This window comes from Franzmannia qiaohouensis (genome assembly GCF_031451695.1).
Taxonomy (GTDB): domain Bacteria; phylum Pseudomonadota; class Gammaproteobacteria; order Pseudomonadales; family Halomonadaceae; genus Franzmannia; species Franzmannia qiaohouensis.
In genome coordinates this window covers 206,087-223,867 of the sequence record NZ_JARWAM010000004.1, presented here as the reverse complement: position 1 = coordinate 223,867, position 17,781 = coordinate 206,087, and the positions used below count along the sequence as shown (strand labels likewise).

17 protein-coding genes are annotated in these 17,781 nt (G+C 65.7%); 6 read left to right on the top strand and 11 right to left on the bottom strand.

The features are described 5' to 3' along the window. Nucleotides 1-48 precede the first annotated feature (48 nt). From QC821_RS06950 to QC821_RS06935, 4 genes are all read left to right on the top strand, one after another. Nucleotides 49-1,320, top strand: a complete 1,272-nt coding sequence (locus QC821_RS06950; protein WP_309718798.1) for an ABC transporter substrate-binding protein — start codon at nt 49-51, stop codon at nt 1,318-1,320. Between the two features lie 80 nt (nt 1,321-1,400). After that, nucleotides 1,401-2,342 carry a carbohydrate ABC transporter permease gene (locus QC821_RS06945; protein WP_309718796.1) on the top strand — a complete coding sequence of 314 codons (942 nt, stop codon included), beginning with the start codon at nt 1,401-1,403 and terminating at the stop codon, nt 2,340-2,342. Then, on the top strand, nt 2,335-3,213 hold the full coding sequence (locus tag QC821_RS06940) for a carbohydrate ABC transporter permease (protein WP_309718793.1): 879 nt from the start codon (nt 2,335-2,337) through the stop codon (nt 3,211-3,213). The genes QC821_RS06945 and QC821_RS06940 overlap by 8 nt, the downstream gene beginning before the upstream one ends. A 28-nt stretch (nt 3,214-3,241) precedes the next feature. Beyond that, the gene (locus tag QC821_RS06935) at nt 3,242-4,363 is read left to right on the top strand and encodes an ABC transporter ATP-binding protein (protein ID WP_309718789.1); all 1,122 of its coding nucleotides are present in this window, start codon (nt 3,242-3,244) and stop codon (nt 4,361-4,363) included. Nucleotides 4,364-4,413: 50 nt separating this feature from the next. Here QC821_RS06935 and QC821_RS06930 read toward each other — a convergent pair whose 3' ends face one another. From QC821_RS06930 to QC821_RS06900, 7 genes are all read right to left on the bottom strand, one after another. Then, nucleotides 4,414-4,854, bottom strand: coding sequence for a universal stress protein (locus tag QC821_RS06930; protein ID WP_309718787.1), 441 nt, complete (start codon nt 4,852-4,854; stop codon nt 4,414-4,416). 78 nt (nt 4,855-4,932) lie between these two features. Beyond that, nucleotides 4,933-5,955, bottom strand: coding sequence for a TIGR01620 family protein (locus tag QC821_RS06925; protein WP_309718785.1), 1,023 nt, complete (start codon nt 5,953-5,955; stop codon nt 4,933-4,935). Beyond that, on the bottom strand, nt 5,952-7,349 hold the full coding sequence (locus tag QC821_RS06920) for a YcjX family GTP-binding protein (protein WP_309718783.1): 1,398 nt from the start codon (nt 7,347-7,349) through the stop codon (nt 5,952-5,954). The genes QC821_RS06925 and QC821_RS06920 overlap by 4 nt, the downstream gene beginning before the upstream one ends. Nucleotides 7,350-7,372: 23 nt before the next feature. After that, nucleotides 7,373-8,551, bottom strand: a complete 1,179-nt coding sequence (locus QC821_RS06915; RefSeq protein WP_309718782.1) for an MFS transporter — start codon at nt 8,549-8,551, stop codon at nt 7,373-7,375. Between the two features lie 164 nt (nt 8,552-8,715). Continuing rightward, entirely contained in the window at nt 8,716-9,699 is a 984-nt protein-coding gene (locus QC821_RS06910) for a GlxA family transcriptional regulator (protein WP_309718779.1), read from the bottom strand. Between the two features lie 152 nt (nt 9,700-9,851). Beyond that, on the bottom strand, nt 9,852-11,450 hold the full coding sequence (locus tag QC821_RS06905; protein ID WP_309718777.1) for a solute:sodium symporter family transporter: 1,599 nt from the start codon (nt 11,448-11,450) through the stop codon (nt 9,852-9,854). Nucleotides 11,451-11,635: 185 nt separating this feature from the next. Then, the gene (locus QC821_RS06900) at nt 11,636-11,821 is read right to left on the bottom strand and encodes a hypothetical protein (protein ID WP_309718774.1); all 186 of its coding nucleotides are present in this window, start codon (nt 11,819-11,821) and stop codon (nt 11,636-11,638) included. A 141-nt stretch (nt 11,822-11,962) separates the two neighbouring features. Here QC821_RS06900 and QC821_RS06895 point away from each other — a divergent pair, with 141 nt between their 5' ends. Beyond that, entirely contained in the window at nt 11,963-12,505 is a 543-nt protein-coding gene (locus tag QC821_RS06895) for a DUF924 family protein (protein ID WP_309718771.1), read from the top strand. A gap of 59 nt (nt 12,506-12,564) precedes the next feature. Next, nucleotides 12,565-12,807, top strand: coding sequence for a GlsB/YeaQ/YmgE family stress response membrane protein (locus QC821_RS06890; RefSeq protein ID WP_163502408.1), 243 nt, complete (start codon nt 12,565-12,567; stop codon nt 12,805-12,807). A gap of 53 nt (nt 12,808-12,860) precedes the next feature. Here the strand turns inward: QC821_RS06890 and QC821_RS06885 are convergent, their stop codons facing one another. The 4 genes from QC821_RS06885 to gabT form a co-directional block, all read right to left on the bottom strand. Further along, entirely contained in the window at nt 12,861-14,276 is a 1,416-nt protein-coding gene (locus QC821_RS06885) for an amidase (RefSeq protein WP_309718766.1), read from the bottom strand. A 78-nt stretch (nt 14,277-14,354) separates the two neighbouring features. Continuing rightward, the gene (locus QC821_RS06880; RefSeq protein ID WP_309718763.1) at nt 14,355-14,957 is read right to left on the bottom strand and encodes a hypothetical protein; all 603 of its coding nucleotides are present in this window, start codon (nt 14,955-14,957) and stop codon (nt 14,355-14,357) included. 78 nt (nt 14,958-15,035) lie between these two features. Further along, on the bottom strand, nt 15,036-16,301 hold the full coding sequence (locus tag QC821_RS06875; protein WP_309718760.1) for a methyl-accepting chemotaxis protein: 1,266 nt from the start codon (nt 16,299-16,301) through the stop codon (nt 15,036-15,038). Nucleotides 16,302-16,450: 149 nt separating this feature from the next. Continuing rightward, nucleotides 16,451-17,749: a 4-aminobutyrate--2-oxoglutarate transaminase gene (gene gabT, locus QC821_RS06870; RefSeq protein ID WP_076748839.1), complete on the bottom strand. Its 1,299-nt coding sequence runs from the start codon at nt 17,747-17,749 to the stop codon at nt 16,451-16,453. Nucleotides 17,750-17,781 lie beyond the last annotated feature (32 nt).

Genomic DNA, 17,781 nt, shown 5'->3' with positions numbered 1-17,781 from the left:
GCTCCATCACGGTCGGTAACATTCTAACAATATCCGGAGACACGCCCTATGCGCCCATTCACCCGATTTCCGCTGTTTCGCAAGACGCTGCTCGGCTTGACCGTAGCGGCGGCTGCCATGTCCACGACCCAGGCCGGTGAAGTAGAGGTGCTGCACTGGTGGACCTCCGGCGGTGAAGCCCAGGCTGTCGGCGTGCTCAAGGACCTGGTCGAGGCGGAAGGCCACTCCTGGGAGGATTTCGCGGTGGCCGGGGGGGCTGGCGATAGCGCCATGACGGTGCTCAAGTCCCGCGCCATGTCCGGCAATCCTCCGTCGGCGGCGCAGATCAACGGTCCGGAAATTCAGGAGTGGGGGGAGTTGGGGCTGCTCGGTAACCTTGATGAGGTGGCGGAGCAGGGCGACTGGGACGCGCTGCTGCCCGATGTGGTTGCCGACATGATGCGCTACGAGGGTAACTACGTGGCGGTACCGGTCAACGTGCACCGGGTCAACTGGCTGTGGGCCAATCCGCAGGTGCTCGAAGATGCCGGGGTCGCGCTGCCTACCAGTTGGGATGAGCTGTTCGATGCCGGAGAGCAGCTGCGCGAAGCCGGCTATGTGCCGCTCGCCCACGGCGGTCAGCCCTGGCAGGATGCGACCGTTTTCGAAAGCCTGGTGCTGAGTTATGGAGGCAGCGATTTTTATCGCCAAGTCTTCGTCGATCTCGATATCGAGGCGATCGAGAGCGATACCATGATCGAGGTGCTCGAGACCTTCAAGCGGCTACGCGAACTGATGGACGAAGGCATGCCGGGGCGTGACTGGAACCTCACCACGTCGATGGTCATCAACGGCGATGCGGCCATGCAGCTGATGGGCGACTGGGCTAAGGGCGAATTCAGCGCTGCCGGCATGGAGGCGGGGGTCGATTACCTCTGTTCGCCGGTGCCGGGCACCGAGACGGATTTCATCTTCAATATCGACAGCTTCGCGATGTTCCGGGTGACCGAGCCGGAGAATCAGGAGGCGCAGCAAACGCTGGCCCGCCTGGTGCTCGAACCCGAGTTCCAGGCGGCTTTCAACAAGGTCAAGGGCTCGATTCCGGCACGCCCCGATCTCGACATGGGCGAATTCGATAGCTGCGCCCAGCAGTCGCTGGAGGATTTCGAGCAAGCCCGCGATGGCGACACCCTAGTACCCAGCATGGCACACCGCATGGCCATGAACAGCGATGTGCAGGGGGCCTTCTTCGACATCATCACCAATTACTTCAACGCCGCGAGCATGACCGCAGAGCAGGCCGCAGAGCGGCTGGCGCGGGCCGCCAGCGCCGCTGGCTGAGGCGCTGACACGCCACGCCGTGCAGCCCGTCTCCCGGGCGGGCTGCCGGCTCTTCGTCTCCCGCTGTTGAGGTGACTCGCATGAAACCCGCATCGACATCTGCGGCGCGTTCCGGCGTGCCCATCCCGCGCGCTGGCCGGCCTTCGCTGACGGCACGCTTGCAGGATTGGCTGCCGCGGCTGGTGCTGGCGCCCTCCGTCGCCATCACCCTGTTCTTCGTCTACGGCTTTATGCTCTGGACGTTCATCCTCTCGCTGACCAGTTCGCGGATGTTGCCAAGCTATGAATTCGTCGGCTTCGCCCAGTATGCGCGGCTGATGACCAACGACCGCTGGTGGGTAGCGTCCACCAATCTGGTGATCTTCGGCGGCCTGTTCGTGACGATCTGCCTGGTCATCGGGGTGGTGCTCGCCATCCTGCTCGACCAGCGTATCCGTCAGGAGGGCGTGCTGCGCACTCTCTATCTCTACCCCATGGCGCTGTCCTTTATCGTCACCGGGGTGGTCTGGAAGTGGCTGCTCAATCCCGGGCTGGGCATCCAGGCCATGGTGCGCGGCTGGGGCTTCGAGGAGTTTCGCTTCGACTGGCTGGTCAACCCCGACATGGCCATCTATACCCTGGTGATCGCCGCGGTGTGGCAGGCCTCCGGCTTCGTCATGGCACTGTTCCTGGCCGGGCTGCGCGGCATCGACGACAGCATCCTCAAGGCTGCCCAGCTCGATGGTGCCAGCCTGCCGCGTGTCTACTGGCGGGTGGTGATCCCCTGCCTGCGCCCGGTGGTGTTCAGCGCGGTGATGATCCTCTCGCACATCGCCATCAAGAGCTTCGATTTGGTCGTAGCGCTCACCGGTGGCGGGCCAGGCTACGCTTCCGACCTGCCGGCCACCTTCATGTACGCCCACGCCTTTACCCGCGCGCAGATCGGCCTGGGGTCGGCCAGCGCCATGCTGATGCTGGGCGGTGTGCTGGCGATCCTGGTGCCCTACCTCTACTCCGAGCTGAGGAACCGCCGCCATGGATAATGTGATCCGCCGACGCACGCTGGGCGCACGTATCGCGCGTGTTTTGCTGTATGCCGTGTTGATCATGGCGGCGCTGTTCTACCTGCTGCCACTGGTGGTGATGCTGATCACCTCGGTCAAGCCGCTGGCCGAGATCACCCCCGGCACGCTGCTGTCGCTGCCCCGCGAGCCAACGCTGGCGCCCTGGGGCAAGGCCTGGGGTGAGGCCTGCACCGGCATGCGCTGCGAAGGGGTGGGGGGCTATTTCTTCAACTCCATCGCCATCGTGGTACCTGCCGTGCTTATCTCCACCGCCATCGGTGCGCTCAACGGCTATGTGCTGACCAAGTGGCGCTTCAAGGGCTCGGAGCTGGTCTTTGCGCTGATGCTGTTCGGCTGCTTCATCCCGTTCCAGGTGGTGCTGCTGCCAATGGCGCAGACCCTGGGCTGGCTGGGGCTATCAACCTCCCGGGCGGGGCTGATCCTGGTGCACGTGGTCTTCGGCATCGCCTTTACCACGCTGTTCTTCCGCAACTTCTACGTGGCGGTGCCCACCGAGTTGGTCTCCGCGGCCAAGCTCGATGGTGCCGGCTTCTTGCGTATCTTCTGGCGCATCCTGCTGCCGGTATCGGCGCCGATCATCGTGGTCTCGGTGATCTGGCAGTTCACCCAGATCTGGAACGACTTTCTGTTCGGCGTGGCTTTCTCGGCCCACAACACCCAACCGGTGACGGTAGCGCTCAACAATCTGGTCAATACCTCGACCGGGGCCAAGGAGTACAACGTCGACATGGCAGCGGCGATGATCGCCGCCCTGCCGACCCTGGTCGTCTACGTCCTGGCGGGTAAGTACTTCGTGCGTGGGCTCACGGCAGGCTCGGTCAAGGGCTGAGTAACCGAACAACAAAGAGGTTTTCAAGATGGCAGCACTTGAAATCAATAATGTCTGCAAAAACTTCGGCAGCGAGCAGGTGCTCAAGGAGGTGAGCCTGGCGATCGATTCGGGAGAGTTCCTGATCCTGGTCGGGCCTTCCGGCTGCGGCAAGTCGACGCTGATCAACGCCATCGCAGGACTCGAGCCGGTCACGTCAGGCGAGATCCGCATCGCCGGCGAGGACGTCACCTGGCAGACCCCGGCGGAGCGTGATATCGCCATGGTGTTTCAGTCCTACGCGCTCTATCCGAGCATGACGGTGCGCGGCAACATCAGCTTCGGCCTGGAGATGCGCAAGGTGCCCAAGGCCGAGCGCGACGCCGCCGTGGAGCGGGTCGCCAACCTGCTGCAGATGTCGCACCTGCTCGAGCGCAAGCCGTCGCAGCTCTCCGGTGGCCAGCGCCAGCGGGTGGCGATGGGCCGGGCGCTGGCCCGCGAGCCCAAGGTCTATCTGTTCGACGAGCCGCTCTCCAACCTGGATGCCAAGCTGCGCGTCGAGATGCGCACCGAGATCAAGAAGCTCCATCAGCGCCTTGGAACCACCATCGTCTACGTCACCCACGACCAGATCGAGGCCATGACGCTCGCCGATTGCATCGCAGTGATGCGCGACGGCCGTATCCTCCAGCTCGGCTCGCCCGATGAGGTCTACAACAATCCGGTAGACATCTTCGTGGCCGGTTTCATGGGCTCGCCGTCGATGAACTTCATTGCCGCGACGCTGGAGAGTGAGGCGGGCTCTTATTGGCTGCGCGTGGAGACACCGCAGGAGGAATCTCTGTGGCTCCCCTGGCCGCGTGAGCGGGAAACCCCGGCCATGGTCGAGCGGGTCGGCCAGCCGGTCATTCTCGGGCTGCGCCCCGAGCACTTCGCCGAGGACGATGCGCGGCTGAGTGACTACGACGAGGGCGTGCTGCTCACACCACGCATCACCGTGGTCGAGCCCACCGGCGCCGATATCCTGGTTCAGCTGCAGCTGGGCGAGGGCGAGGCCACGGCGCGTGTCGGCCCCAAGTGCCGGGTAGCGGCAGGCGAACGCCTCGCGCTGCGCATCGACATGGCCCGTGCGGTGCTGTTCGACAGCGAGACGGAGAAGCGCCTGGCTTGACCCGTCGGGGCCCGGCCCCGGCCAATAGGCGGCCGGGTACGGGGCAAGGGTCAGCGCACGCTGATCACCGTGCACTTGGCGCTGTTGGTGACCTTGTGCGAGACGCTGCCCATCATCAGCCCGGCGAAGTCGCCCAGGCCGCGGCTGCCCATCACGATGGCCTCGACGCCGAGCTTTTCGGCGTGGCGCAGGATGTTGCGCGCCGGGTCGCCCTTGCTGAGGTGGGTCTCGACGTGGCTGGCGCCCATGCTGCGGGCCGCCTCGCTGGCGCGCTCGATGACCGACTTGCCGGCCTCCTCGAGCACCTCGCGGGAGGACTCGATGGCGATGGCGCCGATCCCCCATACCAGCGTGGTCTCATGGGTCAGCGCCTCGGGGATGTGCAGGATATGCAGGGTCGCATCCTCCTTGCTGACCAGCTGGCAGGCGACCTCGAGGGCTTTCTTGGCGTGCTCTGAGCCGTCCACGGCGATGAGTACTGATTTGAACATGGCTGTCTCCGTCAGGGATGTTTCCCCCTCAGCCTAGCCGATCACAGCGGCGCTGCATTGATCCCGGTCAAGCAAGTCTCAGCGCTCTTCCTCGAGGCGGCGCAGCCGCTGCCACACCTCACCGCGCAGGTCCTTCATGCGCGGTGCCTCGTCGTCGGCGAAGGCCAGCGGGCGCGTCAGCCGGGCGGTACGCAGCCCCAGGCGGGCACTGAGCAGGCCCACGCCGAGTCCCTGGCCGGCGCGGGTCGAGAGGCGTCCGGCGAGGTTCATCGAGAGGATCTCCATGCTCGCCTCGGAGGCAATCTCGCTGGCGCCGGCGAAGGCCATGTTGTAGAGCACCGCGCGAAACAGCCGCAGACGGCTGGCGTAGCCGAGTTCGAGCCCGTAGAGGCGCGCCAGGCGGTCGATCAGCGCCAGGTTGCGCCACGCCACCAGTGCCATGTCGACCAGCGTCAGCGGGCTGACCGCCACCAGCACCGCGGTGTCGCCGGACATCCGCGAGATCAGCCGGCGCGCCTCGCGGTCGCGGGGCGCGAGCAGATGGTGGGCCAGCAGCGCGCGGGTCTCGCCGCCGTCGTGGTGGGGCTGGTGGGCGGTGACGAAGCCCTGCCAGTGTGGGTGGTCGGCATCCAGGCCGAGCTGCTCGCGCAGCCGCTGCGCCAGCGCCAGTGCCTCACGCGGGCTGGCCTGGTCGAGGCCGGCCAGCGCCTCGCGCAGGCGGCCGTGACGGCGCAGCCGCCGCAGTCGCCACAGCTCGCGCAGCAGGGCGCGGCCGCCCAGCCCCAGCGCCAGCAGCAGCAGCACGCTCCAGGCGCCGGCCAACCAGTCGCCGCCGAGGCTCGCCGCATACAGCGTCGAGCCGGCTTCCACGGCGCCCAGGCCGAGGGCACCGCCGAGCAGCGTCAGCAGGCCCCAGCGGCGCCTGCGCGGGCGCGCCAGGCTCGCCACCAATGCCGCTTCGCCGGGGGCCTGGGGCTCGGCCTCGGGCTGCCAGTCGCGGCTCTCGGTGGTCGGGTCGAAGGCCTGGGCCGGGCGCGGATCGCCGGGCGCAGGGGGTGGATCATCGAGTGCGAAGCGCTGGCCGGGGCGGGGATCGTTCATTGCAGCTTGTCTCCGATCAGCCAGTCGAGGGCCGCGTCGAGGCGGATATGGGGCAGGGCGCCGGCGTCGCGAGGCAGCGGCCGAAAGGCGTGAAAGTCGAACCCCTGGCGGGCCCAGAAGCCGGCATCCGGCAGCCGCGGCGGCACCTCGCCGGGAAACAGCAGTACCTCGTCACCGTCGAGGGTGGTGCCGGCCAGCGCCGGGGTGCGCTTGCCGCGCTGCTCGACCTCGCGTGGGCGGGTGGCACGGATCGACGCCAGCGACAGCGCCCGCACCGGCACGTCGGCGAAGCGCAGGTCCTTGAGCGGCTCGGCCAGCAGCGCCTCGAGCAGGCTGACCAGGTGGCCGTGCTGCTCGGGGGTGACATGGTCGGCCTTGGTGGCGGCGATCGCCAGGCGGTCGATGCGCGGTGCGAACAGCCGCGAGACCAGGCTGCGCTTGCCGTAGGCGAAGCTCTGCATCAGCGTGGAGAGCGCCCGGGAAAGGTCCTCGAAGCGTTCGGGGCCGGCGTTGAGGGCGCCGAGCACGTCGACCAGCACGATCTGCCGGTCGAAACGCCGAAAATGCTGCTGGTAGAAGGGTTTGACGATGTGGCGGCGGTAGTGGGCGTAGCGTGTCGCCAGGGTGCGATAGACGCTCTCCTCGGGCAGCGCCTCGAGGGACTTGCGCTGGGCCTCGGCGAGCCCCGGGAGCGGGAAGAACTGCAGTACCGGTGCGCCGTCGAGATCGCCCGGGAGCAGGAAGCGTCCCGGCTGAAGGTCGGCGAAGCCGGCCTCGCGGGCGGCGCGCAGTCCTTCGGCATAGCGTTCGGCAATCGCCGCCAGCTGTGCCTCGTCGGCGTCAGCGGCGGGGTCGAGGTCGGCCACCGCAGCGCGCCACTCGGCGAACATGGCGTGGCGCGCCTGGCCGTGGGTCAGTCGCGCATCCTGGGATTCGCTCCAGCTCAGGTAGTCGTGGTCGAGCAGCGGCAGGTCGAGCAGCCACTCGCCGGGGTAGTCGAACAGGTCGAGGGTCAGCTCGCGGCTCTCGCCGCCGAGCAGGCCGCGTTTGGCCGGGCGGTAGCGAATCACCAGGCGCAGTTCGCTGATGCCGCGGGTCGGCTCGGGCCAGCGCGGTGGGGTCTCGTCGAGCGCCGCCAGTGCCTGGTCGTAGGGGAAGCGCGGCACGCCGAGGTCGCGCTGGCTGACCCGGCTGGCGCCGAGCAGGCGGCCGTCGCGGGCCGCCGGCAGCAGGTCGAGACGCGCCTCGAGGCCGGCATGGCGCAGCTGATGGACCAGCGAGGTGAGAAAGGCGGTCTTGCCGGCCCGCGACAGGCCGGTGACCGCCAGCCGCAGCTGGCGGTCGCGACCGCGTTCGATGAGATTACCCAGTTCGCGTGCCAGGGGTTGCGGCATGCAGGACGACTCGTGGTGTGAATTCAGTCACTAATGTGCGGGCGGGCAGGCGCCTTGGCAAGTCGTTGCCAGGCCAGGATCGCGATCGGCAGCAGCGACAGCGGGATCAGCAGCGCGTTGAGGGTGGCCCAGCCGAGCTGGCTGACCAGCGGGCCGGCGAGCAGCGCGGTGAGCGCCACGGTGGAGAACACCAGGAACTCGTTGGCGGCCTGGGTGCGAGCCTTCTCCACCGGCCGATAGGTCTCGGTGAGCAGCCCGGTGGCGGGCAGGAAGGTGAAGTTCCAGCCCAGTCCGAGCAGCACCAGCGCAACGTGAAAGCCCATTACCCCGGCCTCGATCTGCGCGGCCAGGGCGCTGGCCACCAGCAGCACGCAGCCGGCGACGATCATGCGACTGGCGCCGAAACGGGCGGTCAGATGACCGGTAAAGAACGACGGCAGGAACATCGCCACGACGTGCCACTGGATGGTCGCGGCGACGTGGTCGAAGTGGTGCCCGACGCTAGCCATCGCCAGCGGCGTGGCGGTCATGGCCAGGTTCATCACTCCGTAGCCGATCAGCGCGGCGCTGACGGCGACGATAAAGGTCGGCTGGCGCAGGATCTCGCCCAGCGGTCGTGGCGTGCCCTCGCCGTGGGTGCGGGTCGCCGGTGGCAGCCGCGTGACGGCAAGGATCAGCAGGGCCACCAGGTAGAGCGCGCCGAGCCCGACGAAGCTGCCCAGGAAGGGGATTTCGCCGAGCTCGCGGCTGACTCGGGCCAGCCACGGACCGAAGAAGGCTGCCAGCACGCCGCCGCCCATCACCAGGCCGATAGCGCGGTCACGCAGCGGCGCCGGGGCGGCCTCCACCGCGGCGAAACGATACAGCTGACCGAAGCCGATGCCGATACCGATCAGCCATGTGGCCAGCAGGAACAGCGTGAAGTGCTGGTTGCGTAGCGCCTGTATCGCCACTGCCACGCCGACGAGCCCCAGCAGGTTGCCCAGCACGAAGCCGCGTTTGCGACCCAGCCTGGCCATGATCAGCGAAGCCGGGATGGTCGCGCACATCAGCCCCAGCCACTGGGTGGCCACCGGCGCAGTGGACCAGTTGGCGCTGGGCGCCAGGCTGGCACCGATCAGCGGCGAGACCGCGATCAGCAGGATATTGCCGCTGACCAGCAGGGCCTGGCACAGCGACAGCAGGGTGACGGTAACGGGCATGGTGGATTCTCCGGTAGGGGTCAGAGGGTGCTTACAAACTACTGCGCTAGGTCATGCGGCGTTGAAATCAGCCTCAAAATGCTCATTTAACACCCAGTAAACTCCGCTATTTCGGCTGATTTCGCCTTGCCTGGCCGTCGCTCGTGACATTTGTAAACACCCTCTCAGGCGGCGCTCGATGACGTCGTGGCGAAGCGCTGGCGGTAGACAGAAGGTGACACGCCGTAGTGGCGCTGAAACTGGCGGCGCAGCTGCTCGGCGCTGCCCAGTCGCCAGCGCTCGGCGAGACGCGACAGCGAGGTCGACTGGCGGTTGTCGAGGAGCGCCATGCGCGCCCGCTCGAGACGCAGCCGGGTCAGATAGGCCCCGGGGCTGGTATCCAGATAGCGGCGGAACAGGCGTGTCAGGTGGCGTGGCGATACGGCCATCTGCGCGGCCATGCTCTCGATATCGTGATCGCCACCGGGGTCGTCATGCAGGCAGTCGAGCAGGGCGCGTAGCGGGCCGCTGTCCTGCTGGTGGCGCAGCGCTTCACTGAACTGGGATTGGCCGCCGGGGCGATGCAGGAACATCACCAGCTCGCGGGCTACCCGACCGGCCAGGGCGGCGCCATGGTCGGCTTCCAGCAGCGACAGGGCGAGATCAATGCCGGCGGTGACCCCGGCACTGGTATAACGCCCCTCACTCTCGACATACAGGGCGTCGGCCTCCACCCGTATCTTGGGGTAGCGCTCGGCCAGGCGCGCGGCGTGACGCCAGTGGGTGGTGGCGCGGTGGCCATCGAGCAGCCCGGCGGCGGCGAGCAGGAAGGCGCCGGAGCAGATCGACCCCATCCGTCGCAGCTGCGGGGCCAGCGCCTGCAACATGGCCAGCAGATCGAGATCGTCACGCTGCTGCATTACCCCCCGGCCGCCGGCTACCAGCAGGGTGTCGAGCGGCATCAGCGAACGCAACTCGCGGTAACCATGGGATGCGTCCAGCGCCAGGCCACCATTGGTCATGACCAGCCCTGGCGCAGGCGCTACCAGATGCAGCTGATACAGCGCTGAGGCACTGATCTCATTGGCACTGGCGAAGACCTGCCAGGGGCCGCTGACATCGAGCAGTTGGCAGTCGGGGTAGGCGAGCAGGGCGATGCGGCGGGTCACGATCTTTCTCCGGCAGCTAGACCCTTGCAGTGTCGGTGTTGGCAAGAAGGTCGGCAAGGACCATATACCCACCGATTCGGACATGCCGCCAGAAAGGCCGCAGCCCCGCCGAGGCGGGGCTGTATAGGTGTCTACCTCGTGTCGCGGGTCGCTCAGACGCCGGCGAAGGCGGCGTACATGATGATCACCAGCACGATCAGTACGATGCCGGTGGGCACGGCGCCTTTCCACGGCGTCAGGTCGACGTCGCCGCTGTGCTCGTGGACCCACTCGGTCTCCCGCGGGCGCAGCTTGCCGATTACCAGCATCACCACCACCAGCAGCACGAACACGCTGGCCACGAAGTGGAACTCGTGCATCACCACCGGCAGCTGGTTGAACGGCGGCACGAAGTAGCCGGCGGCGATCAGCAGGCAGCCGCCCACCAGGGCGATCTTGGCCGCCATCGGCGGCACCCGCTTGGTCAGCAGGCCGACGATGACCACGGCCAGGATGGGGATGAAGTAGATGGCGTTCATGCGCTGCAGGTAGCCGAACAGGCTCTCCTGGCCAGCCAGCAGCGGGGCGATGGTCATGGTGGCAAAGGCCATGATCCAGCCGAACACCTTGCCCGACTTGACCACCTGCTCTTCGCTGGCGTCCTTGTTGAGCACGCCCTTATAGATGCCCAGGCTGAAGATGGTGGTGGTGCTGTTGAGCGCCGAGTTGAACGACGACAGGATGGCGCCGACCATCACCGCGGCGAAGAAGCCAGTGAGGTAGGGCGGCAGCACGTTGAATACCAGGTGGCCGTAGGCCTCGTCGGCGCGCACGCCCTGCTCGGCGTAGAGGTGATAGGCGATGATGCCCGGCAGCACCAGGTAGAGCGGGCCCAGCAGCTTGAAGAAGCCGGTCAGCAGCACGCCCTTCTGGCCTTCGGCGAGGTTCTTGGCGGCGAAGGTGCGCTGGATGATCTGCTGGTTGGTGGTCCAGTAGAACAGGTTGATCAGGAACACCCCGGTAAACAGGGTGAAGAACGGCACCTGCTGGTCGGAGCCGCCGATCGAGTTGAGCTTCTCGGGGTCGCTCTCCTTGAGGATGCTCCAGCCTTCGAAGATGCCGTCACCGCCGCTGACCGCCTGCAGGCCGAAGTAGACGATCACGAAGCCGCCGATCAGCAGGCCGACGCCGTTGAGGGTGTCGGACACGGCGACGGTACGCAGCCCGCCGAACAGCGCATAGATGGCACCGATGATGCCGACGATCCATACCGTCAGCCACAGCAGAGCGGTCGACGACTGGATACCGGTCAGACCCTGCAGGTCGAGCATGCCCTGCAGGCCCATGGCCCCGGAGTAGAGAATGATCGGCAGCAGGATCACCGCATAGGCGATCAGGAAGATGACGTTGGTGATCAGCTGGGTGCCGGCGTCGAAGCGGATCGACAGCAGCTGCGGCAGGGTGGCGATGCCGCTGCGCAGAAAGCGCGGCAGGAAGAACAGTGCCAGCGCCACCAGCGCGATCACCGCCACCACTTCCCAGGCCATCACGCTCAGGCCGTCGCTGAAGGCGGCGCCGTTGAGGCCCACCATCTGCTCGGTGGAGAGGTTGGTCATCAGCAGCGACCCGGCGATCAGCGGAAAGGTCAGGGTGCGGCCGGCAAGGAAGTAGCCGCTGGTGCTCTTGTGGTCATCGCGACGCGTGATGCGCCAGGTGATGAAGGCGACCAGTCCCGTGAAGAACAGGAAGGAGGCCAGGGTCAGGGCGTGCATGATGGGTCACCTTGCGGTTGGCGTGAATGTTCCGACGCATGCTCGTCGAGATCGCCGAAGTAAATGCGAGACATTTCTGGTGACGTGATTTTAGTTAGGTGACACGATTCTCAAATTCGCCTTTAGTCGCATGTTGGCGATTTTATTTGCTAAGTTTACAAAAATTTCGCGCTCGCGCTGTTTGCTTAGCGATTGCCGAAGAGCTGTGCCAACATGGGGATCGCGGCAATCAGGAAACCCAGCACGGCGATGCCGTAGCCCAGCGGGCGGCGTCGGCGCCGTCGCGCCAGGCTGAGGCCGACGAGGCATACCACCAGTCCGACCAGGTTGAAAACGAACAGCGACATTTCCAGCAGCTCCTGGGTAGCCATCGTGACTCCTTGACGTAGGCTTGGGCTATGAGCGTCCAGGGGAACCCCCGAAGAGTGGCGGGCTCTGATGATAGCAATTGCCCCCTGCGACTGCAGCGGGGTGTCGGCGACAAAGGGATACGCTGCATAACAGGAGTGGCTATGGGCGAGGCAGATGAAATACTGGCATTCTGGTTCGATGAGCTGGCCCCTGCACAGTGGTTCAGCAAGGACGCCGCGCTAGACGCGGCCATCGCCGGGCGTTTTGGCGCACTGCTCGAGGCGGCGGGCAGCGGTGAGCTGTGGGAGTGGCGGCTGTCGGCGCGCGGTCGGCTGGCCGAGATCATCGTGCTCGACCAGTTCTCGCGCAACGTGCATCGCGATACGCCGGCGGCCTTCGCCAATGACGGCATGGCCCTGGTGCTGGCCCAGGAAGCCGTGACCCAGGGCAGCGACCGCCATCTCGACGTCGCCTGGCGCGCCTTCCTGTATATGCCCTATATGCACAGCGAGTCGCTCAAGGTGCACGACCAGGCGCTGCGGCTGTTCGACCAGCCAGGCCTCGAGGAGAATCTGCGCTTCGAGCATCGTCACCGCGACGTCATCGCCAGGTTTGGCCGCTACCCCCATCGCAATGCCATACTGGGGCGCGACTCCACGGCGGCGGAGCTGGCCTTTCTCGAACAGCCTGGCTCGTCGTTCTGAGCCACTCACGCCGCGGGCGAGCGCATGCGGCACGATTCAATGGATGAAGGAGACACACGATGGGATTGATTCTGTGGTTGATCATTGGTGGTCTGGCGGGCTGGATTGCCGGCAACATCATGCGTGGCGGCGGCTTCGGTATCCTCGGCAACATCGGCGTGGGGATCGTCGGGGCGGTAATCGGTGGTTTCCTGTTCAGTCTGCTGGGGCTGCAGTCCGGTGGCTTCATCGGCTCGCTGGTGACCGCCACGGTGGGCGCCGTGGTGCTGCTATGGGTGATCTCCAAGGTGCGCAGCGGCTGAGCTGGCCATCTTGAGAGGCAAACACCGCCCGGCACTTGCCGGGCGGTGTGCGTTCAGGCCTGCTGAATGGGGTTGGGCATGGTCGGAAAGCGCGGCGGGTGCTGCTCCATGAACGCATGGCAGGCGCGCAGCACGCGCACGTCGTCAAATTTGCCGCCAGCCAGTTGAAAGCCTACCGGCAGGCCCTTGTCGGTAAAGCCGCAGGGCACCGAGGCGGCGGGTTGCTGGCTGAGGTTGAAGGGGTACGAGAAGGGGGCCCAGTCCACCCAGTCCTGCATACCGCTGCCCGGTGGTACCTCGTGATTGACGGCAAAGGCTTCGACGGACACCGAGGGGGTCATCAGCAGGTGATAGTCGCGATTGAAGTGCTCCAGGCTTTGGGTCAACCGTGCCCGCTGGCTCAGCGCGCGGAACAGGTCCACCGACGACAGCGACTCGGCGCGCAGCGCGTTGGAGACCAGCCCCGGGTCGAGCCGATCGCGCTGGCTTGCGCTCAACTGCAGGTACATGTCCAGCGAGGCGGTGTGCCAGATAGTCTGGAAGGTCGCAAGCGGTGAGGCGAAGCCGGGGTCGATCTCGATGACCTCGGCGCCGAGTGCCGCGAGCTTGTCGGCGGCCTCCCTGACACGCTGCGCTATCTGCGGGTCGACCTGGGCATAGCCCAGGTCGGCGGAGTAGGCGATACGCAGCCCCTCGATGCCCTGGCCGATATCGTCGCCCCAGTCGTCGGGCTGGCCGCGGATGGCATAGGGATCGTGGTAATCGTAGCGGCCGATCACGTTGAGCAGCATGGCGGCATCGCGCACGGTACGCGTCATCGGGCCGAGGTGTGAAAGGGTGGGCTCCTGGGAGGGCGGCCACTGGGGCACCCAGCCGAACGACGGCTTGAAGCCGAAAATGCCGGTGAAGGCGGCGGGAATGCGGATCGAACCGCCGGAGTCACCGCCCTGATGCAGCACGCCCATATTGAGCGCTGCCGCGGCAGCCGCGCCGCCGGATGAGCCGCCCGGGGTCAGCCGGGTATCCCAGGGGTTGCGGGTGGCGCCGTGGACGAGATTGTCGGTCACGCCCTTCCAGCCGAACTCCGGCGTATTGGTCTTGCCGAGCAGGATCGCGCCAGCCTCGCGCAGCTTTCTGGCCGGCGGCGAGTCGCGCTCGCGGGGGGCGTCGCTGGTGGTCAGCGAGCCCTCCCGCGAGGGCATGCCGGCTACCTCGGTGAGATCCTTGAGCGACACCGGCACGCCGTCGATGGCGCTCAGCGGCTCACCCTTTCCCCAGCGCCGCGCCGAGGCGTGGGCAGCCTGCTCGGCACCCTCGCGATCGACGTGGACATAGGCGTTGACGGCAGGGTTGAAGCGCTCGATGCGCTCGAGGGCGGCGCGGGTGGCTTCCAGCGGCGAGCAGTCGCGGCGTCGGTAGCGCTCGGCTAGCTGTGCGGCGTCAAGGACGCCAAGGTCGGTATTGTTCACACGTCTCTCCTTGTGCGGGTTGCGTCGCATCTTGCGTCGCTACCAGCCTAGGAGAGTCACGGCGTGTCCTACAAGGGGTCAGCCGCGCTTTGCCGGCAGCAGCTTGCGATAGCGATCCAGTTGCCGGTCGAGCCATTCGCCGTCAGTGGCATGGTTCAGCTCGCGCCCGGGCACTCTCAAGCTGAGCACGAAGACGCCCTGGGGCGCCTGGCCAAGCCGGCGGGCGGCCAGCTGTGCGAGTGCGCCCTCGAGGTGCTGGGGGCGGCGCCAGGTCAGCCACAGCGCCTGCTGTTCGAGCAGGTAGTCGAGCCGGGCGGCATCCTTGAGCACCGACATGGCGCCGTGTACCAGCCCCTGGGAGAGGCTCTCCAGGGTGCGATAGGCCGGCGCCCCGGCGGCGCGGCAGGCGTGGGCGCCCTCGACCCGGCAGCGCTCGCGGGCTTCGGCGTCGGCCGGCCAGTTACCTCCGCTCAGTCGCCCGGCGGTGGCCGAAAACAGCTGGGTGAGCGCTATGCAGGGCGTGCCATCGGCCAGCGGTCGCGATGACTCGCTGACATGGCCGCCGGCCATGGCAGCGCGCAGCCAGCGGTAGTCACAGGCGCGCTGGACGGTGGTGCGGGCGTCCGCCAGCGAGTGGTGGGCGCCGTGCAGCGAGCGCAGCAGCGAGAGGGTGCGAAGCATGAGGCGAGGGATCTACCATTGGTCACAATAATCAGGAATCTAACACCATTGCGTGATGCTGTGCGAGGCGTGTACACGTCAGCGAGAGAGATCATCTACCGCGCGGGACACCTGCCTCGCGCCTTCCAGCATCTCGTTGACCACTAGTGACACATCGGCAAGTGCTTGCTGTGTTTCATGGCTTTGACTTGAGGCAGTGGTCATCTTTACTGACGCTGCCTGCGTCAGTGCTGTGTTTTCATTGAGTACCAGCGATATATTGCTCGCGGCTTCCCCGGCCCGCCGGGCCAGCTGGCGCACTTCGTTGGCTACTACCGAAAACCCTTTGCCATGCTCGCCGGCACGCGCGGCCTCGATGGCGGCATTGAGCGATAGCAGGTTGGTCTGCTCTGCAATGCGTGAAATGGTCCCTGTTATCTGATCGATGCTGTTGGATTTCTCACTGAGCGTGTTGATGAGGGCCTCGAGGTCGGCAATGTCAGTGTTGGCTTGCTGGGAGTGGTTCACGGCCTCTCCGAGCTTTTCCAAGCCGCTGATGGCTATCTTTTCCGTTTGGCCAGCCACGCTGCTGGCAGACTCGACGGCTTGCCGTGCCGCCTCGTCTTTCTCTACTCGTGCGGTGATATCTGTCGCGAACTTGATGATTCGCTCGACCCTGCCCTGGTTATCCAGGATGGGGTTGTAGGTCGCCTCTAGCCAAATCCGGCGGCCGCTAGAGGTAAAGCGCTCGAACTGTCCGGCGTTGAGTTTGCCATCGCCGAGGTCATCCCAGAAATGCGGGTTTTGCTTGTAAAATGCATCACTGCAGAACAAGCGGTGGTGTTGGCCGACGATTTCCTCGTGGGTGTAACCCACGGTGTCGAGGAAATTCTGGTTGGCTTTGACAATCACCCCCTGTGGCGTGAACTCAATGGTCGCCATGGAGTTGTCCAGCGCGCTGAGCACGGCGTGCTGTGATTGCGAAGCATAATGTTTCTGGGTTATGTCAGTGGCGATCTTGATGACTTTAATGACATGGCCGTGGGCATTTTTTACTGGAAAATACGTTGCCTCGAGCCAGACGCTCCGGCCGCTCTTGCCGAGCCTTTCAAAGGTGCCGCTCTGCTGGATGCCTGACGCGAGAGCGCGCCAGAAATTCTGGTACGCGTGACTTCGCTGGGTCTGCTCGGTGCAAAAGATGCGGTGATGCTTACCCTTGATCTCACCTAATGTGTAATCCAGGGTATCGAGAAACAAGTCATTAGCAAAATGAATCTCGCCGCTTGGCGAAAATTCGATATAAGCCATGCTGTTCTTGATCGCATCGATCTTACGCGAGGCGATGCCATATGCGAGCCAGGTCATAGAAGCCGTTCCCAAGATGTCTTTGTGACAAAATGTATATCGACATTGATCTCGAGAACTTTAGGGTTGTGCTTTGCTTTTTCGGTAGGGGGCAGGTCGCATGCCCGGTGGATCGCCACCGGGCATGAAGCGTAACGGGAGGGGCTGACTCAGGCGGTGGCACTTGCCTTCTGGCCGACCAGTTCCTTGAGGCACGACTCGAGGATGCCAAGGCCCTCTTCGAGGATGTCGTCCTCGATGGTGACCGGCATCAGGAAGCGGATGGTGTTGCCGTACATGCCGCAGGAGAGCAGGATCAGGCCATTGTCACGGGCCTTCTTGCACAGCGCCGCTGCCAGCTCGGCGTCCGGGGTGTGGTTGGCCTTGTCGGAGACCAGGTCGAAGGCCGCCATGGCACCCATGTTGCGGCCGTTGTCGATGCAGTCGAAGTCCTGCTGCCAGGTGGCGAAGCGCTTGGCCAGCTTGTCGCCCAGGGCGTTGCTCTTGGCGAGGATGTTCTCCTCCTCGAAGACCTCGAGTACCGCCAGGGTCGCGGCGCAGGAGACCGGACTACCGGTGTAGGTGCCGCCCAGCGAGTTGCCGCCGGAAGCGTCCATCACCTTGTCGGTGCCGACCACCGCGGAGATCGGCATGCCGTCGGCCATGCTCTTGGCCATGGTCATGATATCGGGCTCGACGCCGCTGTGCTCGATGGCGAACATCTTGCCGGTGCGCCCGAAGCCCGACTGCACCTCGTCGATGATCATCAGGATGCCGTGCTCGTCGCAGATCTCGCGGATCGCCTTGAGGAAGCTGGTCGGCGCCGGATAGAAGCCGCCCTCGCCGAGCACCGGCTCGAGCACGATGGCTGCGGTGTCCTTGGGGTTGGCATCGGTCTTGAGCGCCATCTTCAAGCCACGCAGGGCTTCGTCTTCGCTGACACCGTGGTAGGGCACCGGGAAGGGCGCACGGAAGACGTTGCCGGGCATGCTGCCGAAGTCGGTCTGGTAGGGCGCGACCTTGCCGTTCATGGCCATGGTCATGAAGGTACGGCCGTGATAGCCGCCGTCGAAGCAGATCACGTTGTTCTTGCCGGTGGCGGCGCGGGCGACCTTGACGGCGTTTTCCAGTGCCTCGGCGCCGGAGTTGGCCAGCATTACCTTGGCGTGGCCGCGTACCGGGGTGATCTGGCTGAGCTTCTCGGCCACCTTCACGTAGCCCTCGTAGGGCATCACGGTCTGGCAGGTGTGCATCACCTTGTCCAGCTGGGCCTTGACCGCCGCGACCACCTTGGGATGGCGGTGGCCGATATTGAGCACGCCGATGCCGCCGGCGAAGTCGACGAAGCGGTTGCCGTCGGCGTCCCACACCTGGGCGTTCTCGGCGCGGTCGGCGAAGGCCGTGGCGGGGCTGGCGGCGCCGTTGGCCACATAGCGCTGCTTGAGGTCGTTGAGCTCTGCGTTAGTCATCATCTACTCCTTGGATCGTTGGTAGGGGGCGC